This window comes from Streptomyces sp. NPDC014991 (genome assembly GCF_043080665.1).
In the GTDB taxonomy this organism is placed as follows: Bacteria; Actinomycetota; Actinomycetes; order Streptomycetales; family Streptomycetaceae; genus Streptomyces.
The window spans coordinates 344407-366050 of sequence record NZ_JBIBVY010000001.1; the positions used below are offsets into that span (position 1 = coordinate 344407).

Below are 21644 nucleotides of genomic sequence, written 5' to 3' on the forward strand. Positions count from 1 at the left end.
CGACCAAGATGCACAACGGGTTCCCGATCTCGGTGGGCATCTCCGGCGCCGGCCTCCACGACAGCCGGCGCCTGGTTCCGCTGGTCCGCGGGCTTGGGCCGGCACGGCTGGGTGGTCGAGCGCGCAATGTCCTGGCACTCGGAACGGCCGGACTCAGGTGTTGGCCGCCCCATGGTGCAGGACACCCTCTCGCGGAAGCAGGTAGCCGATCGCGCGCTCCTCCGGCAACTTGCCTGCCAACGTTGCCGCATCGGTGCATCCAGAGACTTCCCAGCCGATCACGCCGAGGCTGAACACCGCCTGCTCGAAGGTCTCGGTGCCAATGACCGCGAGCCAGTCGTCCATGACGGGGGACCTGAAGAACGGCCGGCCGTCCCAGTAGGCGATACCCGCCTTGTCCAGCGCTCCGAGGGGGACGTAAAAGTCCAGCCAGTCGCTGCTGTCGTCACCTCCGCGGATCGCCACGCAACCGCACACGGCCAGCTGGCCGGTCGGCAAGCGGACCTGACCGTGAAGGTGGCCGAACTCGGCCAGGGAGGCAACCGTGCATGGCACGGGCTCCTGTTCATGGGGCTCACGGTCGTTGAACGCGAATGATCCCTGCACACCTGCTGCGGACCACAGAGCGCTCAGGACTGCCTGTATCTCAGCGTCGTCCGTCGACCCCACCTCGATCGCCAGTTCGTAGTAGCCGTCGGACCAGTTGGTCTGGTCACGGAACGAAGCAGGGTTCGGCATGACGCGATCATGCGGCACGGTCCGGTCCCTTGACACCCCGATTTCGGCGCTCAGCTGCACCGATCGAGACGACCTCCAAGGGCCGAAGCGGTTCGACGACGCCGACTTCGGTCTGACGTGGCTGACCACGATGTTCCACGCGGACTGGACACACAACGGGGCTGCAGCAGCTGACAGGCACGGCAACGACTGAGCGGATCCGGTCAGGGCCACCGGGCGAATCAGCCGCCGGCCAGGGCCATGAGGAACCTGGTCTCCGCGTCGTCCCGCCCCGCACACAGTGGTGGCGCACACGGTGCCGGGACCGCTCCGGTCGGACCAGGCGAGGCAGAAGAGCGGCGGGCCAGAGCGGTGGGGCTCCCGGCGACGGCGGTCCGGGGTCCCCTGCGGAGCAGGAACACGGCGGCCGCCGCGGCCAGGACGGTCAGGGTCACGCCGGCCGACGGCAGGGCGGCCGGTCCCAGGGCGAAGCAACCGCCGACCGCCGGCCGGGCCAGGAACCAGCCCCACCGCGCACCCGGCGGGTCCCGGCCGGGACGGTCGTCCGTCGCACCGTGCCTCCCGTGGAGGGTGAGCCCGCGCGAACCCCGGTGCGGAGTCCGGGGCCCGGTCCAGGGTGTCGCCGGTCATCCCCTGGGTCAGTGGTGCAACGCCCCCGCTTCCTCCGGAACATGGGAGGTGACCACGCGCCCCGCCGACGGAGTCGCCCGGCGCCGGTCCACCACCTGGGCGGCGCCCGCGACGCCCAGGCCCAGTACGGCCAGGGCCGCGCCGGTCAGCGCCGGGGACGTCGCGCCGAAGCCGGCCGCGAGGGCCAGGCCGCCGATCCAGGCGCCGCCGGCGTTGGCCAGGTTGAAGGCGGCCTGGTTGGCCGAGGAGGCGAGGGAGGGGGCCGCGGAGGCCTTCTCCATGACCATCAGCTGGAGCGGGGAGCCGGTGACGAACGCCGCCGCGCCGAGCAGGGTCACGGCGAGGGCCGCGCTCCACTCCGCGCGCATCAGCAGCGGGAACAGCCCCAGCACCACGGCCAGGGAGGCCAGGCCGGCGAAGAGGGTGCCGCGCAGGGAGTGGTCGGCGAGCCGGCCGCCGAGGAGGTTGCCGGCGGTGGCGCCGACGCCGAAGAGGGCGAGGAGCAGGGTCACGTTCGTCTCGGCGAAGCCGGCGGTGTCCGTGAGCATCGGGGTGACGTAGCTGTAGGCGGCGAAGAGCGCGCCGAAGCCGGCCACCGTGGTGCCGAGGGCCAGCCAGACCGGCAGGGACTTCAGTGCCGCGAGTTCGCCGCGCAGGCCGCTGCCGGAGGCCTCGGTGCGGTCGTGCGGGATCAGCAGGGCGAGCGAGGCTATCGCGGCCAGGCCGATCGCGCTGACGCCGAGGAACGTGGCCCGCCAGCCGAGGTGCTGGCCCATGAGGGTGGCGGCGGGGACGCCCGCGATGTTGGCGACGGTCAGACCGAGGAACATCAGGGACACCGAGCGGGCCTTGCGCTCCGGCGGGACCATCGCCGTGGCGACGACCGCGCCGACGCCGAAGAAGGCGCCGTGGGGCAGTCCGCTGAGGAAGCGGGCGGCGAGCAGGGAGCCGTTGCCGGGGGCGAACGCGGAGAGCGCGTTGCCCGCGACGAACAGGGCCATCAGGGCGATCAGGACCGTGCGCCGGGGCATCCGGGCCGTCACGGCGGCCAGCAGCGGGGCGCCGATGACGACGCCGAGCGCGTACGCCGAGACCAGGTGCCCGGCGCTGGGGATCGAGATGTGCAGGTCGTCCGCGACGTCGGGCAGCAGGCCCATCATCACGAACTCGGTCGTACCGATGCCGAAGGCGCCCACGGCGAGGGCGAGCAGGGCCAGGGGCATGAAGGACCTTTCAGAGAGGTGACGCCGTACAGATTCGCACTATGTTCCTGTACGGAACAAATCCTCTCGGGCCCGCTATTCCAGCGGGTGACGTCCCCGTCGCCGATGTGGGTGCCGTCACCGTGGGAGCCGTGGGACGGCTCACACCTTCACGCGGGCCGCCACCGGCAGATGGTCGCTGTTCGTGCGGGGCAGCGTCCAGGAACTCTGCGGCTGCACGCCCTTGACCATGATCTGGTCGATCCGCGCCATCGGGAACGACGCCGGCCAGCTGAACCCGAAGCCGCTGCCGGCCGCGCCCTGCGTGGAGCGGAGCTGCGAGGTGACGGCGTTGAGCGAACGGTCGTTCATCGTGCCGTTCAGGTCGCCGAGCAGCACCACGCGCTTCAGCGTCTCGTCGGCTATGGCCTCGCCGAGCGCGTCGGCGCTCTTGTCGCGCTGCCGGGCGGTGAACCCGGCCTTCATCTTCACCCGCACCGAGGGCAGGTGCGCGACGTAGACCGCGACCGGGCCGCGCGGGGTGGCGACCGTGGCGCGCATCGCCCGCTTCCAGCCGAGCTTGATGTCGACGGCGTCGACGCCGGCCATCGGGTACCTGCTCCACAGGCCGACCGTGCCGACCACCGCGTGGTACTTGTACGTCGTCGCGAGCGCCTTCTCGTAGACGGGGACGGCGGAGGCGGGCAGCTCCTCCAGGGCCAGGACGTCCGCGCCCGAGGCGGCCACGTCGCGGGCGGTCGCGGTCGGGTCGGGGTTGTCGGCGTTGACGTTGTGGGTGGCCACCATCAGGTCGCCGCCGCCGCCCGACCTGTCGGTGAGCAGTCCGCCGAACAGGTTCAGCCACACGACCGCCGGGAGGAGCACGGCGACCAGCGCGGTCGCCGACCGGCGCAGCAGGCCGAGGGCCAGCAGCACCGGGACGGCCAGGCCCAGCCAGGGCAGGAAGGTCTCGGTGAGACTGCCCAGGTTGCCCACCCGGTTCGGGATGTGGGAGTGCAGCAGCATGACCAGGCCGAGGAGCAGGGCCAGCGCGGCGAGCACGAGGCCACGGCGCCAGACACGTGGGTCGCCTCTCCAGCCGGCGGTCAGGCGGTGCGCCAGGCGCCGAAGCCGGGATCCCGGTCGCTCGGGCCCCGAGCCGCCGTTGTCCGTCTCCGTCATGTACGCCTGCTGCGCCATACCGTCTGCCTCACTGCCTGCCGTGCACACCGTTCGTCCCCCGTTCACTTCCGACCCTAGGGGATGATCGGCTCCGTTCCCGCCGTCCGGTGACGGCCTTACGGAAGAGGAGGACGAACGGCGCGGGACGAAGAGTTCCGGTTAGTCCCCGTCCGGGCGGGGTCTGTGACGAAACGCGCACATCAACGTGACGGGGCTGTGGAGCTGACGGGCCGTAGGCCGGCCAGGACCGTGTCGACGATCTGCGCCGCCAGGCCCTCGGGCAGATCCGCGTCCGGGCGCATGACGGCGCGGACCAGCATGGGGCCGACGAACATGTCGTTGGCCAGTTCCAGGTCGACGTCCGCGCGCAGTTCGCCGTTCTCCCGCCCGCGGCGCAGCACGTCCAGGCCGAGGACGCGGCGGGGCTCTATGACGCTGGCGTGGTAGGCGGCCCAGATCCGCGGGCTGCTCTTCATCTGCGCGTACACGTTGTGCAGGATCGCCGAGGAGCGGCTGGCCAGACCGCGCCGGCGCAGGGACTCCAGCAGCACGACGAGGTCGTCGCGCAGGGAGGTGCCGGGGAGTTCGGGGTCGGGGGGTTCGGCGGCGCGTACGACGTCGACGAACAACTCCTCCTTGCCGCTCCAGCGGCGGTAGATGGTGGCCTTGCCGACCCCGGCCGTGCGCGCGACGCGCTCGATGGACAGCTCGGCGAGGGGGACGCCCTCCTCCAGGAGCTTCATCACGCCTTCCAGAATGGCGTGTTCCACCGCTTCGCTGCGCGGCCGGCCCCGCGCGGGTCCCTCCGGCCGTGGCCGGCTGTCGGCAAGGCTCACGTCGTACCGTCCTCTCACTGGCTGCGGGAATTGTCCCGCAGCGGCCTCCTTCCCCCGTGGAAATCGCGCCGGACCGTCAGTCCGTGGCTCCGACCAACTCCGCTTCCTCGTCCTTCCGCTGCCCGGCCGGCGGCCTGCCCGGCAGGAACAGGGCCACGACCACGGCTCCGACCAGCGCGACGCCCGTACCGCACAGGGCGGTGACGTGCATGGCGTGCAGGAAGGCGTCATCGGCGGGGGTGACCAGGGCCCGGCCCTGCGGGCCCAGCTTCGCGGCGACACCGAGGGTGGCCTCGATGGACTCGCCCGCGGTGTCACGCAGGGCCGGCGGCAGCGAGCCGAGCTTGCCCTCGATCCCGTCGCGGTAGGAGGTGGCGAGCACCGAACCGAGGACGGCGATGCCGAGGGCGCCGCCGACCTGGCGGAAGGTGTTGCTGAGCGCGGAGGCGGAGCCGGCCTTCTCGCGCGGCAGGGCCTGCATGATGACGACCGAGGTGGGGGTCATGATGTGCGCCATGCCGGTGCCCATCAGGAAGAAGACGACCTCCAGCAGCCAGATCGGGGTGTCGGCCTCGAAGCCGGCGAACGCGGCCAGCGTCGCCGCGATCAGCAGCAGACCGGCGGTGGTGGTGGCCTTGTTGCCGAACCGGTCGACCACCAGCCGGGCGCGCGGCGCGAAGATCAGCTGGGCGGCGGCGAGCGGCAGCATCAGCACACCCGACTCCAGCGGGGAGTAGCCGCGCACGCTCTGGGTGTAGAAGACGCCGAAGAACGTGACGCCCATCAGCGCGAAGAAGACCAGCGCGATGGCGCTCATGGCGGCCGAGAAGACCTTGTTCCTGAAGTAGCTGACGTCCAGCGACGGGTGGTCGCTGCGCTTCTCGAAGATGACGAACCCGGCGAGTACGACGAGGCCGGCGATAATGGTCGCCAGGACCTTCGGGTCGGTGAAGTCGGCCAGTTCGCCGCCCTTGATGATGCCGTAGACCAGCAGGACGAGGCCGACGACGGACAGCACCACGCCGATGGGGTCGAGGCGGCCGGGGCTGGGGTCGCGGGAGTCGGGCACCAGCCAGACCATCAGGACGAGCGCGAGGATCACGATCGGCACGTTGACGAAGAAGACCGAGCCCCACCAGAAGTGGTCGAGGAGGGCTCCGCCGGTGATCGGGCCGATGGCGATGGCGAGGCCGACGCCGCCGGCCCACATGCCGATGGCCTTGGGCTGCTCGTCGCGCTCGAAGACGTTCATGAGTACGGCGAGGGTGGCGGGCATGACGAAGGCGGCACCGACGGCCATCAGCGCGCGGTAGGCGATCAGCTGGGCCGGGGAGCCGGACTCGGCGGCGAGCGCGGAGCCGATGCCGAACAAGGCGATGCCGCCGAGGAGCACCTTCTTGCGGCCGATCCGGTCGCCGACGAGGCCGGCGGTGAACAGCAGCCCGGCGAAGACGAGGGTGTAGGCGTTGATCGCCCACTCGATCTGGCTCTGGGTGGCGCCGAGGCCGATGGGCGCCGGGGTGGAGATGGTCTTGATGGCGACGTTCAGGATCGAGTTGTCGAGCACCACGATGAGCAGGCTCAGCATCAACACGCCCAGGATCGCCCAGCGGCGCCGGTGCACCGCCTCCGGTATCCGGGGGGCAGGGAGGGGACTGGTCATGGGTCCGAGCCTATGACCATTTCGATACGGAACCGTCTCGTATCTTAATTTTTTGCCAAGGCCTTAATCACAGGGACCCCCTCTGGCCGTGTCTGGCACGAGGTGCCACCATGGAGACGATCCGGGGACGCCGTCAGGGTGCCTCGAGATGACTGAAGGAGCCGTTGCCATGACGCAGCTCTCGGCTGCCCAGAACAAGCCCTCCGACGGCAGCAAGGCGCTGTACGGGGGGAAGGGCACGCGACGCATCACCGTCCGCGACATCGCCCTCGCCAAGGAGCGGGGCGAGAAGTGGCCCATGCTCACCGCCTACGACGCGATGACCGCCTCCGTGTTCGACGAGGCCGGGATCCCGGTGATCCTCGTCGGCGACTCCGCGGGCAACTGTCACCTCGGCTACGAGACCACCGTGCCCGTCACCCTCGACGAGATGACCATGCTCTCGGCGGCCGTCGTACGCGGCACGACCCGCTCCCTGATCGTCGGCGACCTGCCCTTCGGCTCCTACCAGGAAGGTCCGGTGCAGGCGCTGCGCTCGGCGACCCGGCTGGTGAAGGAGGCCGGCGTCGGCGCAGTCAAGCTGGAGGGCGGCGAGCGCTCGCACGAGCAGATCCGGCTGCTGGTGGAGTCCGGCATCCCGGTCATGGCCCACATCGGCCTGACCCCGCAGTCCGTCAACGCGATGGGCTACCGCGTGCAGGGGCGGGGCGAGGAGGCGGCGCAGCAGCTGCTGCGGGACGCGAAGGCGGTGCAGGACGCGGGCGCGTTCGCGGTCGTGCTGGAGCTGGTCCCGGCGGAGCTGGCGGCCGAGGTGACCCGCGTGCTGCACATCCCGACCGTGGGCATCGGGGCCGGCCCGGAGACGGACGCGCAGGTGCTGGTGTGGACCGACATGCTGGGTCTGACGTCCGGCCGGGTGCCGAAGTTCGTGAAGAAGTACGCCGACCTGCGTGAGGTCATGAGCACCGCGGCGAAGGCGTTCGCGGAGGACGTCGTCGGCGGAACGTTCCCGCTGGACGAGCACTCCGTCCACTAGGCCACTGCGGCACCACCCGGCAGCCCGCCGATCGTCCCCCGTCGGCGGGCTGCCCCTTTTTCCGGCCGGCATCGTGAAGCCATGGCCTCAACTTCCCGGTGCGTTCAGGGACTTGCCTCGAACTCCAGGTAACGGAGTGGCCTCGAAAACACTCCGGGGACTCCCCGGCCCCGTGTGAGTGGTGCACTTGGCGGTGTGGGACGTCTCACATCCGGGGGAGCGACGATGGCCCAGCCGCAGACCACCTGTTCCGACTGCTCCGCCGCCACCGCGCCGGAGGCGGCCTTCTGCGGCGGGTGCGGGGCCACGCTGGCCGTCGCCGGACCGGTGACGGCGGCGCGCCCGGCCCGCAGCCTCGCCGTCCCCCGCTGGACCGGCGGCCGGGACCTGACCCGGTACATGTGCGCGGCCGTCTTCCTGGACCGGAGTTACGCCGACTCGCTGATCCGGGACATCGCCGCCGAGCCGCATCTGGGTGTGGCACCGGCTCCCGGGTGCGACGTACCCGTGGTCCTGCGGTACGCCTACGAGGCCAATGCGCGGCGACACGCCAGGGACCTGCTGCTGGCGGCCGAGTTCCTGATCCTGGCCGTCGGGCTGCTGGTGCTCCACAGCGGCCTGGCCGTCTTCCTGATGCTCCTGTTCGCCTGGCTGACGACGCTGGTCTTCGCGTTCTCCACCCAGTACGGCGAGCGCCTCCAGCGGCTGCGGCCGGACCGGTTCGACCCGGCGCAGGCACCCCCGCCGCCCAACGAGTCCGCGGCCCGGCGGCTGCGCCAGATCGACGAGTACGCGCACGGCAACCTCACCGTCTACAGCGACTTCTCCCCGTTCACCGGCTACGGCCAGGAACTCGACTCCTGGTCGCTGACCTTCGACGTGACCGCCTCGGGACGCGAAGGCGTGCGGCCACGGGAGTTCGACGTCGCGGACCTGTACGCCCACATCGCCCGGCGGGTCGGCGAGCTGTCGCTGCCCTGCCTGGAACTCGAGGAACGGGTCTTCGTGGAGGGGACGGCGCTGCTGGGCGACACCCGCTTCCTGCCGGACCCCCTCGGCCGCCCCGCCGCCCAGATCGGCCCCGACCGGCTGGACGCGCTGAAGCGGGCCCCGGAGGAGACCGCGCGCGTCTACCTCGTCACGCACTCCTCGGGCTGGGGCGGGGAACTGGTCACCTCGATGTTCCTGCGGCTCGTGCGCTCGGACTCCAACCTGTTCGTGGAGGCCCTGCCCACCGTGCTGTGCCCGCTGCTGGACCGCTACCGGACCATCGACAGCCTCATGCCGTACCCGTCGCCACGCGAGTTCCTCACGATGCTGTTCCAGACCCTGGCCAGCACGCCGTTCGTGCTGCTCGCCTCGCCGCCGCGCGCGGTCATGGGCTTCTTCCCGGACTTCCGGCTGCGCAGCCGGCTGAAGAAGCAGCACCGGCAGATCACCCGGCTGGGGATGTTCGACTACGGGGCGCGGGACAGCGTGCGGCAGCTCGCCTCCGCCACGGACCACCGGCGGTACTTCCAGAAGGTCGACTCCGGCATGGTCCTCAAGACCGTCGAACGGCGGATCCTGGACGCCCTGGTGGAGTTCGCCGTGGAACACGACATCGACGCCGGCGACCTGATCAAGCGCCAGGAGACCATCATCAATAACGGCATCATCGCCACCGCGGGGGCGAAGGTCGAGTCCAGCTCGGTCGCCTCGGGCGACAGGTCCCGTATCTCGACCATCCTCAGCAGGATCCCGCGGCCCAACACGGACTGACGGCGACGGCACACCGAACGGACGAACGGGGACCGGCATGGACGGACGCAGCAACGACGGCGTCATCGCGACGGGGAACGCTCAGGTCAGGAACACGGTGGTCGCGAGCGGCAGCAACGCGCGCGTCGACTTCCGGGTCACGGAACGGGCAGCGGCCGAGGGCGCCGACGGCCCCGCGCCGACCCCTCAGGAGATCAGCGAGCTGCTGGCCCGGTTCATCGAGGCGCTGCACCGCTCGGACCACCCGGAACGGGAGGACCTGGCGGAGTTCGCGCAGGACGCGCGCGAGGAGCTGGCCGCGCCGGAACCCCGTACGGGAAAGCTCCGGCGGGTCGCGAAGGCCCTGGTGGAGGCCGTGCCCGGGTTCACCGCGCTGGCCTCCCTCGCCGTGACGATCGAAGAAGCCGTCCGGGGCCTGTAGACGGAGGACGGGGGCCATGCACTTCTGCGTTCACTGCGGCGCGCGGGTCGAGGACGCCGCGCGGCCGGACTGTCCACACTGCGGGGCGCCGTACGCCGCCGGGGAGCCCGCCGAGCCCGCCGGCCGGGACACGTATCTGCGGGTGGGCGCCACGCGGCTGCCGGGCTGGCTGCCCTGGGCCCTGGTGGCCGTTCTGGCGGCCGGCGGCGTGGCGCTCGGGGTGGCCGTCGCCGGCCGCCCCGACACCCCCTCGGCGGGCGGCCTGCCCACCGTTCCGTTCTCCCCCGGGCCCACGTACGACGGCTCGGACGTCACCTCGTCCCCCTACGACGACGGGAACAACACGGCGGAGACCTACCCCGCCGACAGCTACCCGTCCGACGACAGCGGCGCCCCGGACACCGGGACGCCCGAGCCCACGGCCGGCGTCCAGGACGCGCGCACGGTCGTGCTGACGTACTACGACCACCTCAACGCCGGGAACTACTCGGCGGCCTGGGACATGGGCGGTTCCCACCTCTTCCCGGGCACCTACTCGGACTGGGTGGCGGGCTTCGCCACCACGGCGCACGTCGACGTCACCGCCTCCGACGACGGCTACGGCACGGTGAGCGTCGAGCTCCGGGCGAGCCAGAACGACGGCAGCGTGCGCGTGTTCCGGGGCACCTACACCGTGGCGGGCGGGGAGATCGTCAACGGCCGCATCCAGCAGGTGTCGTAGCGGCCCGCGGAGCGCCTACAGGTCCCCGACAGACGCCGGGCGACCGCTGTAGGCGCGCTGTCGGCCGTTTGTCGGTGGGCCCTGGCACTGTCGTCCCCATGAAACGCATCGACGACGACCCCGCCGGCGTGACCCACGCCGTGACCGTACGGGGACTGGTCAAGCACTACGGCGAGACCAGAGCGCTGGACGGTGTCGACCTGGACGTGCGCGAGGGCACCGTGATGGGTGTGCTCGGGCCGAACGGCGCCGGCAAGACCACCCTCGTACGAATCCTGTCCACCCTGATCACCCCGGACGCCGGCCAGGCCACCGTGGCCGGTTACGACGTCGTCCGCCAGCCCCGGCAGCTGCGCCGGGTCATAGGCCTCACCGGCCAGTACGCCTCGGTGGACGAGAAGCTCCCCGGCTGGGAGAACCTGTACCTGATCGGCCGGCTGCTGGACCTGTCCCGCCGGGACGCCCGCTCCCGCGCCGACGAGCTGCTGGAGCGGTTCTCGCTGACGGAGGCGGCCCGCCGCCCGGCGAGCACGTACTCCGGCGGTATGCGGCGCCGGCTGGACCTCGCCGCCTCCATGATCGGCCGCCCGGCCGTGCTGTACCTGGACGAGCCGACGACCGGCCTGGACCCCCGCACCCGCAACGAGGTGTGGGACGAGGTCAAGGCGATGGTCGGCGAGGGCGTCACCGTGCTGCTCACCACCCAGTACATGGAGGAGGCCGAGCAGCTCGCCTCCGAGCTGACCGTCGTGGACCGCGGCCGGGTCATCGCGGGCGGCGGCATCGAGGAGCTGAAGGCCAGGGTCGGCGGACGCACCCTGCGGGTCCGCCCGCTGGACCCGCTGCAGTTGCGGCCCCTCGCCGTCATGCTGGACGAGCTGGGCATCACCGGGCTGGCGACCACCACCGTGGACCGCGAGACCGGCACCCTGCTGGTGCCTGTCCTGAGCGACGAGCAGCTGACCGCGGTGGTCGGCGCCGTCACCGCGCGCGGCATCACCATCTCCGCCATCACCACCGAACTGCCCAGCCTGGACGAGGTGTTCCTGTCCCTCACCGGCCACCGTGCCAGTGCTCCGCAGGACGCCGTACCCGCCGACGACCGTCAGGAGGCCGCCGTATGAGCGCCGCCACGCTCACGCCGGCCGCGCACCCGGCCGACACACCCATCTCGCTCCGCGCCCATCTGCGCCACACCGGCGCGCTGATCCGCCGCAACCTGCTGTGGATCCGGCAGGACCCGGAGTCGATGTTCGACGCGATCCTGTTCCCGGTCGTCTTCACGCTGCTGTTCGTGTACGTCTTCGGCGGTTCCATCGGACAGTCCCTGGGGGGCGGCCAGGACCGGTACGTCCAGTACGTGGTGCCCGGCCTCATGGCCATGATGGGCATGAACATGGCTCAGGGCGTGGGCACCGGCTTCAACCAGGACTTCAACTCCGGGGTCATGGACCGCTTCCGCTCACTGCCCATCGGCCGCGGCTCCGTGCTCTTCGCGAAGATCGCGGTGGAGCTGATGCGGATGCTGTTCGCGACGGCCGTGCTGATGGTGGTCGCCGTCCTGGTGGGCTACGACATCAAGCACTGGAGCGGCCTGCTGGCCTCCGTGGCGCTGTCCGCGCTGTTCGGCTCGGCGCTGATGTGGGTGTTCCTCACGCTCGGCGTGATGATGAAGAGCGCGCAGTCCGTGCAGGCCATGGGCTTCCTGGTACTGATGCCGTTGCAGTTCGGCTCGTCGATCTTCGCGCCGACCGCCTCCATGCCGGGCTGGCTCCAGTCGTTCACCGACTACAACCCGCTCTCCGCGCTGGCCGACACCGCCCGCGGACTGATGGAGGGCGGCCCGGTCGCCCACCATCTGTGGGTGACGCTGATCTGGTCGGTGGGCCTCACCGCGGTCATGGCGCCGGTCGCGATCCACAAGTTCCGTACGAAAGCCTGACGTTCACCGGCGCTCACACCAGGGCGGTGGCCTCCACGAGGGAGAGGCCACCGCCCTCGGCGTACGCGGCCGGGTATCCGGGGCCGAGCACCTCGCGGACGCGGGCCTCGGTGATGTCGTACGCCCGCTGCTCCACGCGGGAGCTGACATGGCCGGGCGGCAGCAGCGCCCGGGCGGCGGCCAGACAGCGGGCGGCGTCCGCGGCGCGGCTGCCGCCCTCGGCGCCCTCGCCCGTGAGGGCCATCGCGGAGACGGCCAGGCACAGGGAGATCAGGTGCGGGGCGATGGCCAGGGACAGCGGGTCGGCGGCGAGGCGCAATGCCCTGCGGGCCCGGGTGAGGGCCTCCTCGGTGCGCCCGTCCAGGGCGTCCAGCCAGGCGTGCTGGCAGACGATCATGGCGTCGAACACGACGAAGTGCGCGACCGGCAGCTCCTCGCGCAGCAGCCGCAGCTGTTCGCGCGCCTCGGCGGTGCGGTCGGTCAGGCTGAGCCAGGCGGCGAGGTACAGCCGGGCGGCGGGCATCGCCTCGTGCAGGGTGCCGTCCTGGCTGTCGATGACCTCCCGGAGGAGCCGCTCGCCGCGTCCGGTGTCACCCGACTCCAGGAGCACGCCGCCGAGCCGGGCGCGGAGCACGGCCATCTGGGCGCGGGCACCGAGGCGTTCGGCGTGCTCGATGGCCGCCCGGTAGTCGGCGGCGGCCTCCTGGTAGGCGCCCTTGCGTTCCAAAGCCTCACCGCGGGCCGACAGGGCCTCGGTGGTGCCCCAGGTGTCGCCGAGGCGGCGGTAGATCTCCAGGGACTCGTCGGCGTCGCGGGTGGCGTCACCGGCCCAGGCGGTGCGGTTGGCGAGGAGGCCGGCGCGCAGTTGCAGCGCGCCGGCCAGCTCCCACTCGTAGCCCGGGGTGTCCCGGCAGGTCCGCACGCAGGCGTCGATGATGGTGTGCAGCCGGTCCGTGCGGCCGGTCAGCAGCTCGGCGAAGAACCACAGCATGCCGGGGGCCCGGCAGGTCTGCGGCAGGCCGGGTTCGTAGGCCCGGGTGACCGCGCGCAGCTTCGCCTGCGCCTCGGGCGTCTGCCAGGTGTCGACTTCGGTGTCCATACAGGCCAGGTGGGCCAGATGGACACCGCGCCGGGCCTCGGCGAGGTCCTCGCCGGTGTACGGGGGCGGGGTCTCGGTGCAGCGCCGCCACACCGGGCCGGCGGGGCGCACCGGTTCGGCGAACGGGTCGGGGCCGAGCGCCATGACCTCCTGGCACCAGGTGCGGGTCTCGATGCGCTGGTCGCGCATCTGCCAGAACCAGACCAGGGACAGCACCAGGCACAGCCCCTCCTGCTCGTCACCGAGGGCGACCGCGAACCGGAGGGCGGTGCGCAGGTTCTCGTACTCCAGCTCCAGCCGGTCGATGGCGGCGCGCTGTCCGGGACCACGCAGCAACGGGTCGGTGGTGCGGGCGAGTTCGCGGTAGTACGTCAGATGGGCGCGGCCGGCCGCGGTACGGCGGCCGGTCTCGGCGAGCCGTTCGGCGGCGTACTCGGCGACGGTCTCCAGCAGCCGGTAGCGCATGCCGCCGCCGGGTGACGGGGCGGCCACCACGAGGGACTTGTCGACCAGGGAGCCGAGGGCGTCCAGGGCGACGGGCCCGCACACGGCCTCGGCGGCGGCCAGGTCGCAGCCGCCGGCGAAGACCGACAGCCGGGCCAGCACGTCCCGTTCGTCCGCGTCCAGCAGCTCCCAGGACCAGTCCACGACGGCGCGCAGGGTCTGCTGGCGGGGCAGCACGGTGCGGCTGCCGGAGGTGAGCAGCCGGAAGCGGTCGTCCAGCCGGTCCGCTATCTGACGAGGGGTCAGCATGCGCAGCCGGGCCGCGGCCAGCTCGATGGCGAGGGGCAGCCCGTCCAGCCGGCGGCAGATCTCGGCGCACGCCTCGGGGTCGTCCCCGACGCGGAACCCGGGGCGGGCCGCCGCGCCGCGCTCGGCGAGCAGCCGCAGCGCGACCGGCTCGGGCAGCGGCTCCACCGGACGCAGCAACTCCCCCGGCACACCGAGAGGTTCGCGGCTGGTGGCGAGGACGGTCAGCTCCGGGCAGCGGGCCAGCAGCCGTTCGGCCAGCCGGGCTGCGGCGTCGACGACGTGCTCGCAGTTGTCCAGGACGATCAGCATCCGGCGCCGCGCGCAGTGCTCCACGAGCCGTTCGAGGGGGTCGCCGTGCCGGTCGGTGACCGCGCGCATGGTCTCCACGCCGGCGCCGTGCAGCACGGTCTCGCGGGCGCCGATCGCGGTGAGCACGGCCTGCGGCACGGCGTCCGGGTCGTCCACGGGGGCCAGTTCGGCGAGCCAGACCCCGTCCCGGACGGTGTGCCGTACCGCCGCGGCGGCCTCCTGGGACAACCGGGTCTTGCCGGCGCCGCCGGGCCCGAGCAGGGTGACCAGGCGGTGCCTGCCGAGGTCGGCGCCGAGGGCCGCGAGGTCGGCTTCCCGGCCGACGAAGGAGGTGAGCCGGGCGGGCAGGTTGCCCGGGCCCGTCGCGGGCCGCGCGTCCACGGGCTCCTCGTCCAGCAACTCGGCGTACAGGGCACGCAGTTCAGGACCGGGATCGGAGCCGAGCCGGTCCGCGAGGAGCCGTCGTACGTCCTCGTAGGCGGCGAGTGCCCGGGCCGGCCGGCCGGTGTCGCGCAGGGCGCGCAGCCGCAGCGCCTGGAGCGGCTCGTCCAGCGGGTGGTTGTCGCACAGGGCGGTCAGTTCGGGCAGCGACTGCTCGGCCCGGCCGAGAGCGAGGGCGGCGGTGTGCCGGGCGCGCAGGGCGTCGAGGCGGCGGGCGTCCCACCGGGCCGCCTCGGCGGTGCGGTCGGGCAGGTCGGCGAGGGCCGGGCCGCGCCACAGGGCGAGGGCGTCTTCGAGGACGGCGGCGGCCTTGGCCGGGTCGCCGTCGGCGAGCGCGCGCAGCCCGTCCCCGGTCAGCCGGTCGAAGCGGGTGAGGTCGATGTCGTCGGGCGCGGCGGTCAGCCGGTAGCCGCCGTCGGCGGAGGCGACGGCGTCGGCGCCGAGGGCCCTGCGCAGCCGGCCGACGAGTGCCTGGAGCGCGCCGGCGGCGTCGGCGGGCGGGTCGTCACCCCAGACCTCGTCCACCAGTGCGGCCACGGGCACGGTCCGGCCGGCCCGGAGCGCGAGCACGCTCAGCAGGGCACGCAGCCGCGCCCCGCCGACCGGGACGGCCGTACCGTCGGGGCGGACGGCCTGGGTGGTGCCGAGCAGCCGATAGCGCACGGGTCCATTCTCCCTGCGGCGATCAGCGGCGGTCACCGGGTTCGTCCGGCGTGGCGCCGGGATCCTCGGGGGCGACGTCCCTGACCCCCGTGACGTCCAGTACGACGAGGGCGCCCACGGTGCGCCGCACCCGTCGGGGGCCCGGCCCGCCACCGGGTTCCTCGCCGCGGAACCATCTCGGGCAGGCGTCCACGGGCTCCAGGGTCCATGCGCCGGGTACCTGTTCCATACGGTGGGGAGACGGCAGCAGGACCGTTTCGCCGGGTTCCGCGTCCGGATCCAGGGCGCGGTCGAGCTGTTCGCGGAGGCGCGGATCGGTGTGGACCACGTACTCCTGGTGCACCAGCTCGATGGCGTGGACACGGCCGACGGTCTCGTGGTCGGGGCCGCCGTGGTTCTCCACCCACCATTCGGCGCCGCGGCGGTCGCCCCCGTGGTCGTGCGGGTCGACCGCGACGAGCCGCCAGCCGACCTCGTCCCCGACCGCGAACGGCGTGCCGCAGCACTCCATCTGCCAATCCTCGTAGAACACCCTCGTGCGCGCCATTGCACCACCTTGAAGGAACCGGAGGGCCACCGCGAGACGTTTTCCCCGCGGGGCCGTGGCCGGTACGGTCGCCTGACCGACCGTCCCCGCACTCCAGGAGTTCGCCCATGACCACCGTCACCACCCGCCACGGCGACCGCAGGGTCAGTCCCGTGTTCGTCGGGATCCTGGCCGTGACGGCGGTGACCGGCTGGGCCACCTGGACCGGGTTCGCCGCGCAGCCGGGCATAGCGGTGTTCCTGTTCGTGACCGCGGCCTGGATCGTCTCCCTGTGCCTGCACGAGTACGCGCACGCCCGCACCGCCCTGCACAGCGGGGACATCACGGTCGGCGCGAAGGGCTATCTGACGCTCAACCCGCTGAAGTACACGCACGCGCTGCTGAGCATCGTGCTGCCCGTGGTTTTCGTGATCATGGGCGGGATCGGTCTGCCGGGCGGCGCGGTGTTCATCGAGCGGGACCGGATCCGGGGCCGCTGGCGGCACAGCCTGATCTCGGCGGCCGGCCCGCTGACGAACGTGCTGTTCGCGGCCGTCTGCACGGCCCCGTTCTGGCTGCACGCCCTGGACGGCGTGCCCGGGCAGTTCCGCAACGCGCTGGCGTTCCTGGCGCTGCTCCAGGTGACGGCGGCGATCCTGAACTTCCTGCCGGTGCCGGGCCTGGACGGCTACGGCGTGATCGAGCCGTGGCTGTCGTACGGCGTCAAGCGGCAGGTGGAGCCGTTCGCGCCGTTCGGGCTGCTGTTCGTGTTCGCGGTGCTGTGGCTGCCGTCGGTCAACGGCGCGTTCTTCGACGTGGTCGACACCTTGCTGCGCGGCCTGGGCGTGGACGGCTTCTCCCAGTACTGCGGCGAGGCGGTCTACCGCTTCTGGGAGGACAGCCCGGAGATCTGCTCGCTCAGCTCGTGACGGACGTGCCGTCGCCCCCGGCGGGCCGGCCGCGCTTCACGTAGTACCAGGTCATGTTGGACGTCACACCCGCCAGCAGCACCCAGACGACGCCCAGCCAGCTGCCCTGGACGAACGAGACGACAGCGGCGGCCACGGCGAGGAGGCAGACGGTCAGGGTGTAGAGGGCGAGTCGCCGGGACGGGCTGGGCGGGGGCAAGAGGGGCATGGGGCTCGGCTCCTTGCGGGGGACACTGCTTCGACGACCAGTGTCCCCCATGGCCCGCCCGGTCTCACACGTCGGTGACGCGGAGCCCGGCGTGCGCCTTGTACCGGCGGTTGACGGAGATCAGGTTCGCGACGAGCGACTCGACCTGGTGGGCGCCTCGCAGCCGGCCGGCGAAGACGCCGCGCATGCCGGGGATGCGTCCGGCCAGCGCCTGCACGATCTCCACGTCGGCGCGCTCCTCGCCGAGCACCATCACGTCGGTGTCGATCCGCTCGACCTCGGGGTCCTGGAGCAGGACGGCCGAGAGGTGGTGGAAGGCGGCGGTGACCCGGGAGTCCGGCAGCAGGGCGGCGGCCTGCTCGGCGGCGCTGCCCTCCTCGGGCTTGAGGGCGTAGGCGCCCTTCTTGTCGAAGCCGAGCGGGTTGACGCAGTCCACGACGAGCTTGCCGGCCAGTTCCTGGCGCAGGGCCTTGAGCGTGTCGCCGTGGCCGTCCCACGGTACGGCCACGATCACGATGTCGCTGCGGCGCGCGGTCTCGGCGTTGTCCGCGCCCTCGACGCCGTCGCCGAGTTCCGCGGCGGCGGCCCGGGCGCGCTCGGCGGACCGGGAGCCGATGATCACCTTCTGGCCGGCCCGGGCGAGCCGGTGGGCGAGGCCCTTGCCCTGCGGGCCGGTGCCGCCGAGCACGCCGACGACGTACCCGGAGACGTCGGGCAGGTCCCAGGGGTCCTTGACGGGGGCCTTCTGTGCGCTGTCGGTAGAGGTCATGGCCCGACTCTACGTCCGCCACCGGGCCCGCAGCGGCTCAGGTCAGCCGCTGCACGGGCACCCGGCGGAAGGTGATCGTCTCGTAGGCGCCGAAGTCGCCGGTCTCGTACAGGAGCCCGACCGTGTGCCGGTCGACGCGGACCAGGTCGGAGTAGGCAGCGGGCAGCCCGTCGACGGTGAACGCCGTGCGCCAGGTGGTGCCGCCGTCGGTGGAGGCGCGGATCGTCATCAGGGCGCGGGCGGCCGGGTCGGCCGGGCCGGAGAAGAGGAGCAGGTCGGGGTCGCGGAGCTGGAGGACGGAGGCCTCGCAGACCGGTGCGCTCAGCCCGGCCTGCGGGCGGAAGGGCTTCACGAGGGTCCGGCCGCCGTCCCTGGAGTGGGCGTCGGCGCGGTTGCCGGGCGAGGGCGAGTCGTTGCGGGTGTTGAGGTAGACACGGCCGTCGGGCAGTTCGGCGGCGGTGGTCTCGTTGACGTTGACGTAGCCGTCGGTGTTCTCGTCCACGTAGCCGAGGTACCAGCTCGCGCCGCGGTCGTCGCTGAGCAGGCAGTGCCCGCTGTTGTACCGGGCCTCGGCGCCGGTGTCGGTGCCGGTGGGCGGCAGGGTGTGGTTGGCGGGGACGAGGACGCGCCCACCGCTCAGCTGGAGGGCGTGCCCGGGGGTGGTGGCGTACCAGCGCCAGCCGGGCTTCCTCACCCGCGCGGTGATCTCCGTCGGCGCGGACCAGGTGAGGCCGTCGTCGTCGCTGTGCCGTACCCACACGCGGCGCCCGTCGGCGTCCTTGACCTGGCCGCGCAGGATGGCGGCCTCGGTGGCCCAGGCCGCGGCGCGGACGTGCACGAGCAGGATCCGGCCGGTGTCGAGCACGACGGGTGCGGGGTTGCCTGCCAGGTTCCTGCCGTTGCCGGCCGCGACGGTGAGCGGCCCCCAGGTCCGGCCGCCGTCCGTGGACCGCTTCAGCACGATGTCGATGTGCCCGTGGTCGGCCGGGGAGTCGGCCCGGCCCTCGCAGAACGCGAGCAGGGTGCCGGCCCCGGTGGCGACCACGGCCGGGATGCGGAAGGCGGCGTACCCGTCGTGGCCCGCGCGGAAGGGGACGGTCGCGTCGGTCATGGACGGCTCCTCGCTTCTGACGGACACGGGCCCGTCCCCTTCCCCGGTCGGGCGAATTCCGGGTGAACTCCACGTCACGAACGGCCGCTTCCGGCAGGATGCGGTCGCATGGACGCCGTACGGGTCGCGTTGCTGCGGGAAGTGCTCGCCGGAACCGAGTGGCTGGGCGCCACCCGCAGATTCGCGGGGGTGCTGCGCGGGTCGGTGGTGACGCACGGGGGCGGCCTGCTGCTGGTGGGCACGCCGGCGTACGAGCCGTGGCATCTGGCCGCGCATCTGGTGGACGAGGCCGCGTGGTCGGGCACGCCGGAGCTGGCTCCCACGCTCGTACGGCATCGTGTGCGCCCCGGCGATCCCGCGCACCTGGCCGTCGGGCCGGGCCGGATCGCGGCGGCGCGGCGCGGCGACACCCTGCTGGTCGTGGCCCCCGAGGAGCCCGCGCCGCTGCTGGAGCGGGTGCACGACGCCCGGCGGGCCGGGGTGACGGTGCTGGCGCTGGGCGCGGGCGGGGGCGAGCTGGCCGCGATGGCGCATGACACGCTGGCCGTGCCCGAGGGGGCGGAGCTGGACCTGGACAGCGTGCAGCACCTGGTCAGCGCGGCGGCCGGGGAGAACCCGGCCGGGGACTGCCCGCGGGCCCGGCGTCACCTCCGGGACCGTCTGTCGAGACTGGCGGAAGCGCTGACGGCGCCCCCGCCGGCTCCCTGGTGACCCCGGCCGGGCCTGGCCGGCCGGGTACGGGCCGGGTCAGTCGTCCCGGGTGTCCGGGCCCGCCGGCGTGTCGTGCCAGCGCGGGTCGTTCTCCCACTGGAGGTTGCGCTCGCGGGCGGCCTCCATCGCGTGCCCGGCCTCCTGGGCGGAGGCGTAGGGCCCGAAGCGGTCCTTGCCCGGGCAGTCCGGGCCCTCCTCGACCTTCTGGTGCTCCAGGCAGTAGTACCACTCGCCCGGCTTGCCGGCGGTGCGCTTCTTGAACAGGGCCATCGACAGCTCCTCTCGCCACCGTCATGTTCCCCCATGTCCGCTGGATAGACTCGCCGGTATGTCTGGCCAGTCGCTGCTCGTACCAGGGGAGCTGTCCCCCGTCCGTCCGGTCCCCGGAAACATCCGCCGCCCCGAGTACGTCGGCAAGCCGGCGCCGGCGCCGTACACGGGGCCGGAGGTGCAGACGCCGGAGACCGTCGAGGCCATGCGGACCGCCGGCCGGATCGCCGCGCGGGCGATGGCGGAGGCCGCGAAGATCATCGCGCCCGGGGTCACCACGGACCGGCTCGACAAGGTCGCCCACGAGTACATGTGCGACCACGGCGCCTACCCGTCCACGCTCGGCTACCGCGGTTTCCCCAAGTCGCTGTGCACCTCGGTCAACGAGGTCATCTGTCACGGCATCCCGGACTCGACGGTCCTCAGGGACGGCGACATCGTCAACCTGGACGTGACCGCGTACATCGGCGGGGTGCACGGCGACAACAACGCCACCTACCTGGTCGGCGACGTGGACGAGGAGTCACGGCTGCTGGTGGAGCGCACCCGGGAGGCCCTGGACCGTGCCATCAAGGCCGTCAGGCCCGGCCGGCAGATCAACATCATCGGCCGCGTCATCGAGTCGTACGCCAAGCGCTTCGGCTACGGCGTCGTCCGGGACTTCACCGGGCACGGCATCAACTCCTCGTTCCACTCCGGCCTGATCGTCCCGCACTACGACAGCCCGCACGCGACGACGGTGATGCGGCCCGGGATGACCTTCACGATCGAGCCGATGCTGACGCTCGGGACCCACGAGTACGACATGTGGGACGACGGCTGGACGGTCGTGACCAAGGACCGCAGGCGGACTGCGCAGTTCGAGCACACGCTGGTGGTGACGGAGACCGGCGCGGACATCCTGACCCTGCCGTGACGCCACGCGGATCCACCCGTACGGGGGGCGCGGACGCGCGCACGTGTCAGCGCTCGAGGTGCACCCGGCCGCCGATCTCCGTCCAGCCGTGCGGCTGCGGGGCGGTGAGGATCTGGGAGCCCGCACCCTGGGCGATGTTCAGGGCGCGGCCCAGCCGGTCGGTGAGCAGCAGCGCGGCGGCGCCCGTCGCCTCGTCCTCCCCGGCGCGCTCCGCCCCGCCCGGCAAGGCCCTGGCGCGCACCCGGCCGGCCGCCTCGTCCTCCCAGGCCCAGGCGTAGAGCCCCGCCCCGGCCGGTGCGGACGCGTCGAGCGCGTCCACCTCGGCGGCGCCGGCGTACCGGCGCAGGGTGTGCGGCGGCGCCCACTCGGCGCGGGCCTCGATCCAGCTGAACTCGCCGTCCAGCCGGGCCCCGACGGCTCCGGCGGGCGTGACCAGTTCCGGCACGTCGAGCAGCCAGGCCGTGCCGACGCAGGCGTGCACGGCGAAGCACGGGCGCAGGGCGGGGGTGTAGAGGTCGATCACTCCGCGCTCGGGATCGTCCACGAACACGGTCGTGCGGAAGCCGAGCTTGGCGGCGAAGTCCTGCCGCTCGTCGCGCTCCGGCATCCGCGAGCCGTCGCGGACGACGCCCAGTTCCTTGCCGTACCCGCCGTACGGCCCGCAGAAGACCCGGAGTACGTCGTATGCAGTCACCGGAGAATTGAATCACCGCATCCGTCCCGGCCGATCTTCCGATGAGAGCTGAATCACGACCCGCACGGTTATGAGTGAGGTAAGCCTCATGTAAGTTAGGGCAGCCTCACCAA

Annotated in this window: 21 protein-coding genes; 9 read left to right on the forward strand and 12 right to left on the reverse strand. The window is 72.5% G+C overall.

What is annotated here, in order from left to right; all coding sequences use genetic code 11:
* Positions 1-153: 153 nt before the first annotated feature.
* From ACF1BE_RS01545 to ACF1BE_RS01565, 5 genes are all read right to left on the reverse strand, one after another.
* Positions 154-738, reverse strand: a complete 585-nt coding sequence (locus ACF1BE_RS01545) for a hypothetical protein (protein ID WP_392196951.1) — start codon at positions 736-738, stop codon at positions 154-156.
* 638 nt (positions 739-1376) lie between these two features.
* Positions 1377-2591, reverse strand: a complete 1215-nt coding sequence (locus ACF1BE_RS01550) for an MFS transporter (protein WP_392196952.1) — start codon at positions 2589-2591, stop codon at positions 1377-1379.
* Between the two features lie 141 nt (positions 2592-2732).
* Complete coding sequence (locus ACF1BE_RS01555) at positions 2733-3770, reverse strand: endonuclease/exonuclease/phosphatase family protein (protein WP_392196953.1); 1038 nt, start codon at positions 3768-3770, stop codon at positions 2733-2735.
* A 182-nt stretch (positions 3771-3952) separates the two neighbouring features.
* Complete coding sequence (locus ACF1BE_RS01560; RefSeq protein ID WP_392196954.1) at positions 3953-4588, reverse strand: TetR/AcrR family transcriptional regulator; 636 nt, start codon at positions 4586-4588, stop codon at positions 3953-3955.
* A gap of 76 nt (positions 4589-4664) precedes the next feature.
* Entirely contained in the window at positions 4665-6251 is a 1587-nt protein-coding gene (locus ACF1BE_RS01565) for an MFS transporter (RefSeq protein WP_392196955.1), read from the reverse strand.
* A gap of 169 nt (positions 6252-6420) precedes the next feature.
* Here ACF1BE_RS01565 and panB point away from each other — a divergent pair, with 169 nt between their 5' ends.
* From panB to ACF1BE_RS01595, 6 genes are all read left to right on the forward strand, one after another.
* Positions 6421-7287 carry a 3-methyl-2-oxobutanoate hydroxymethyltransferase gene (panB, locus tag ACF1BE_RS01570; protein ID WP_392196956.1) on the forward strand — a complete coding sequence of 289 codons (867 nt, stop codon included), beginning with the start codon at positions 6421-6423 and terminating at the stop codon, positions 7285-7287.
* A gap of 225 nt (positions 7288-7512) precedes the next feature.
* On the forward strand, positions 7513-9048 hold the full coding sequence (locus ACF1BE_RS01575; protein ID WP_392196957.1) for a zinc ribbon domain-containing protein: 1536 nt from the start codon (positions 7513-7515) through the stop codon (positions 9046-9048).
* Between the two features lie 37 nt (positions 9049-9085).
* On the forward strand, positions 9086-9469 hold the full coding sequence (locus tag ACF1BE_RS01580; RefSeq protein WP_392196958.1) for a hypothetical protein: 384 nt from the start codon (positions 9086-9088) through the stop codon (positions 9467-9469).
* 16 nt (positions 9470-9485) lie between these two features.
* Positions 9486-10190 (forward strand): zinc ribbon domain-containing protein, encoded by a 705-nt coding sequence (locus tag ACF1BE_RS01585; RefSeq protein ID WP_392196959.1) that lies wholly within the window; start codon positions 9486-9488, stop codon positions 10188-10190.
* A 98-nt stretch (positions 10191-10288) separates the two neighbouring features.
* On the forward strand, positions 10289-11314 hold the full coding sequence (locus tag ACF1BE_RS01590; RefSeq protein ID WP_392196960.1) for an ATP-binding cassette domain-containing protein: 1026 nt from the start codon (positions 10289-10291) through the stop codon (positions 11312-11314).
* Entirely contained in the window at positions 11311-12132 is an 822-nt protein-coding gene (locus ACF1BE_RS01595) for an ABC transporter permease (RefSeq protein ID WP_392196961.1), read from the forward strand. Before ACF1BE_RS01590 ends, ACF1BE_RS01595 begins: the two co-directional genes overlap by 4 nt.
* Before the next feature lie 13 nt (positions 12133-12145).
* Here ACF1BE_RS01595 and ACF1BE_RS01600 read toward each other — a convergent pair whose 3' ends face one another.
* Both ACF1BE_RS01600 and ACF1BE_RS01605 read right to left on the reverse strand, forming a co-directional pair.
* Positions 12146-15397 (reverse strand): BTAD domain-containing putative transcriptional regulator, encoded by a 3252-nt coding sequence (locus ACF1BE_RS01600; RefSeq protein WP_392196962.1) that lies wholly within the window; start codon positions 15395-15397, stop codon positions 12146-12148.
* 22 nt (positions 15398-15419) lie between these two features.
* A complete protein-coding gene (locus ACF1BE_RS01605) occupies positions 15420-15944 on the reverse strand; it encodes a DUF6578 domain-containing protein (RefSeq protein ID WP_392196963.1) in 525 nt (174 codons plus the stop codon).
* A 107-nt stretch (positions 15945-16051) separates the two neighbouring features.
* On the opposite strand from ACF1BE_RS01605, the gene ACF1BE_RS01610 reads away from it, so the two are divergent.
* Entirely contained in the window at positions 16052-16852 is an 801-nt protein-coding gene (locus ACF1BE_RS01610; protein ID WP_392196964.1) for a site-2 protease family protein, read from the forward strand.
* On the opposite strand, the gene ACF1BE_RS01615 is transcribed toward ACF1BE_RS01610, so the two are convergent.
* From ACF1BE_RS01615 to ACF1BE_RS01625, 3 genes are read right to left on the reverse strand one after another with little or no spacing between them, the layout of a single operon-like run.
* Complete coding sequence (locus ACF1BE_RS01615; protein WP_392196965.1) at positions 16842-17111, reverse strand: hypothetical protein; 270 nt, start codon at positions 17109-17111, stop codon at positions 16842-16844. The two genes, ACF1BE_RS01610 and ACF1BE_RS01615, sit on opposite strands and share 11 nt — an antisense overlap.
* Positions 17112-17124: 13 nt before the next feature.
* Positions 17125-17829, reverse strand: a complete 705-nt coding sequence (gene npdG / locus ACF1BE_RS01620; RefSeq protein WP_392196966.1) for an NADPH-dependent F420 reductase — start codon at positions 17827-17829, stop codon at positions 17125-17127.
* A gap of 37 nt (positions 17830-17866) precedes the next feature.
* Positions 17867-18940: an exo-alpha-sialidase gene (locus ACF1BE_RS01625; protein WP_392196967.1), complete on the reverse strand. Its 1074-nt coding sequence runs from the start codon at positions 18938-18940 to the stop codon at positions 17867-17869.
* 108 nt (positions 18941-19048) lie between these two features.
* On the opposite strand from ACF1BE_RS01625, the gene ACF1BE_RS01630 reads away from it, so the two are divergent.
* On the forward strand, positions 19049-19651 hold the full coding sequence (locus ACF1BE_RS01630; protein ID WP_392196968.1) for a hypothetical protein: 603 nt from the start codon (positions 19049-19051) through the stop codon (positions 19649-19651).
* A 36-nt stretch (positions 19652-19687) separates the two neighbouring features.
* Here the strand turns inward: ACF1BE_RS01630 and ACF1BE_RS01635 are convergent, their stop codons facing one another.
* Complete coding sequence (locus ACF1BE_RS01635; RefSeq protein WP_392196969.1) at positions 19688-19921, reverse strand: hypothetical protein; 234 nt, start codon at positions 19919-19921, stop codon at positions 19688-19690.
* A 58-nt stretch (positions 19922-19979) separates the two neighbouring features.
* Here ACF1BE_RS01635 and map point away from each other — a divergent pair, with 58 nt between their 5' ends.
* Complete coding sequence (map, locus tag ACF1BE_RS01640; protein ID WP_392196970.1) at positions 19980-20837, forward strand: type I methionyl aminopeptidase; 858 nt, start codon at positions 19980-19982, stop codon at positions 20835-20837.
* A gap of 46 nt (positions 20838-20883) precedes the next feature.
* Here map and ACF1BE_RS01645 read toward each other — a convergent pair whose 3' ends face one another.
* Positions 20884-21531: a PhzF family phenazine biosynthesis protein gene (locus ACF1BE_RS01645; RefSeq protein ID WP_392196971.1), complete on the reverse strand. Its 648-nt coding sequence runs from the start codon at positions 21529-21531 to the stop codon at positions 20884-20886.
* Positions 21532-21644: the final 113 nt, after the last annotated feature.

What these genes read in the sequence shown, in the direction of transcription:
- ACF1BE_RS01580 (WP_392196958.1), top strand. Translation starts at nt 9,086, where the DNA reads ATGGACGGACGCAGCAACGACGGCGTCATCGCGACGGGGAACGCTCAG.
- ACF1BE_RS01605 (WP_392196963.1), bottom strand. Translation starts at nt 15,944, where the DNA reads ATGGCGCGCACGAGGGTGTTCTACGAGGATTGGCAGATGGAGTGCTGC.
- ACF1BE_RS01575 (WP_392196957.1), top strand. Translation starts at nt 7,513, where the DNA reads ATGGCCCAGCCGCAGACCACCTGTTCCGACTGCTCCGCCGCCACCGCG.
- ACF1BE_RS01550 (WP_392196952.1), bottom strand. Translation starts at nt 2,591, where the DNA reads ATGCCCCTGGCCCTGCTCGCCCTCGCCGTGGGCGCCTTCGGCATCGGT.
- ACF1BE_RS01585 (WP_392196959.1), top strand. Translation starts at nt 9,486, where the DNA reads ATGCACTTCTGCGTTCACTGCGGCGCGCGGGTCGAGGACGCCGCGCGG.
- ACF1BE_RS01610 (WP_392196964.1), top strand. Translation starts at nt 16,052, where the DNA reads ATGACCACCGTCACCACCCGCCACGGCGACCGCAGGGTCAGTCCCGTG.
- ACF1BE_RS01625 (WP_392196967.1), bottom strand. Translation starts at nt 18,940, where the DNA reads ATGACCGACGCGACCGTCCCCTTCCGCGCGGGCCACGACGGGTACGCC.
- ACF1BE_RS01565 (WP_392196955.1), bottom strand. Translation starts at nt 6,251, where the DNA reads ATGACCAGTCCCCTCCCTGCCCCCCGGATACCGGAGGCGGTGCACCGG.
- ACF1BE_RS01615 (WP_392196965.1), bottom strand. Translation starts at nt 17,111, where the DNA reads ATGGGGGACACTGGTCGTCGAAGCAGTGTCCCCCGCAAGGAGCCGAGC.
- ACF1BE_RS01595 (WP_392196961.1), top strand. Translation starts at nt 11,311, where the DNA reads ATGAGCGCCGCCACGCTCACGCCGGCCGCGCACCCGGCCGACACACCC.
- ACF1BE_RS01590 (WP_392196960.1), top strand. Translation starts at nt 10,289, where the DNA reads ATGAAACGCATCGACGACGACCCCGCCGGCGTGACCCACGCCGTGACC.
- panB (WP_392196956.1), top strand. Translation starts at nt 6,421, where the DNA reads ATGACGCAGCTCTCGGCTGCCCAGAACAAGCCCTCCGACGGCAGCAAG.
- ACF1BE_RS01635 (WP_392196969.1), bottom strand. Translation starts at nt 19,921, where the DNA reads ATGGCCCTGTTCAAGAAGCGCACCGCCGGCAAGCCGGGCGAGTGGTAC.
- map (WP_392196970.1), top strand. Translation starts at nt 19,980, where the DNA reads ATGTCTGGCCAGTCGCTGCTCGTACCAGGGGAGCTGTCCCCCGTCCGT.
- ACF1BE_RS01545 (WP_392196951.1), bottom strand. Translation starts at nt 738, where the DNA reads ATGCCGAACCCTGCTTCGTTCCGTGACCAGACCAACTGGTCCGACGGC.
- ACF1BE_RS01630 (WP_392196968.1), top strand. Translation starts at nt 19,049, where the DNA reads ATGGACGCCGTACGGGTCGCGTTGCTGCGGGAAGTGCTCGCCGGAACC.
- ACF1BE_RS01555 (WP_392196953.1), bottom strand. Translation starts at nt 3,770, where the DNA reads ATGGCGCAGCAGGCGTACATGACGGAGACGGACAACGGCGGCTCGGGG.
- npdG (WP_392196966.1), bottom strand. Translation starts at nt 17,829, where the DNA reads ATGACCTCTACCGACAGCGCACAGAAGGCCCCCGTCAAGGACCCCTGG.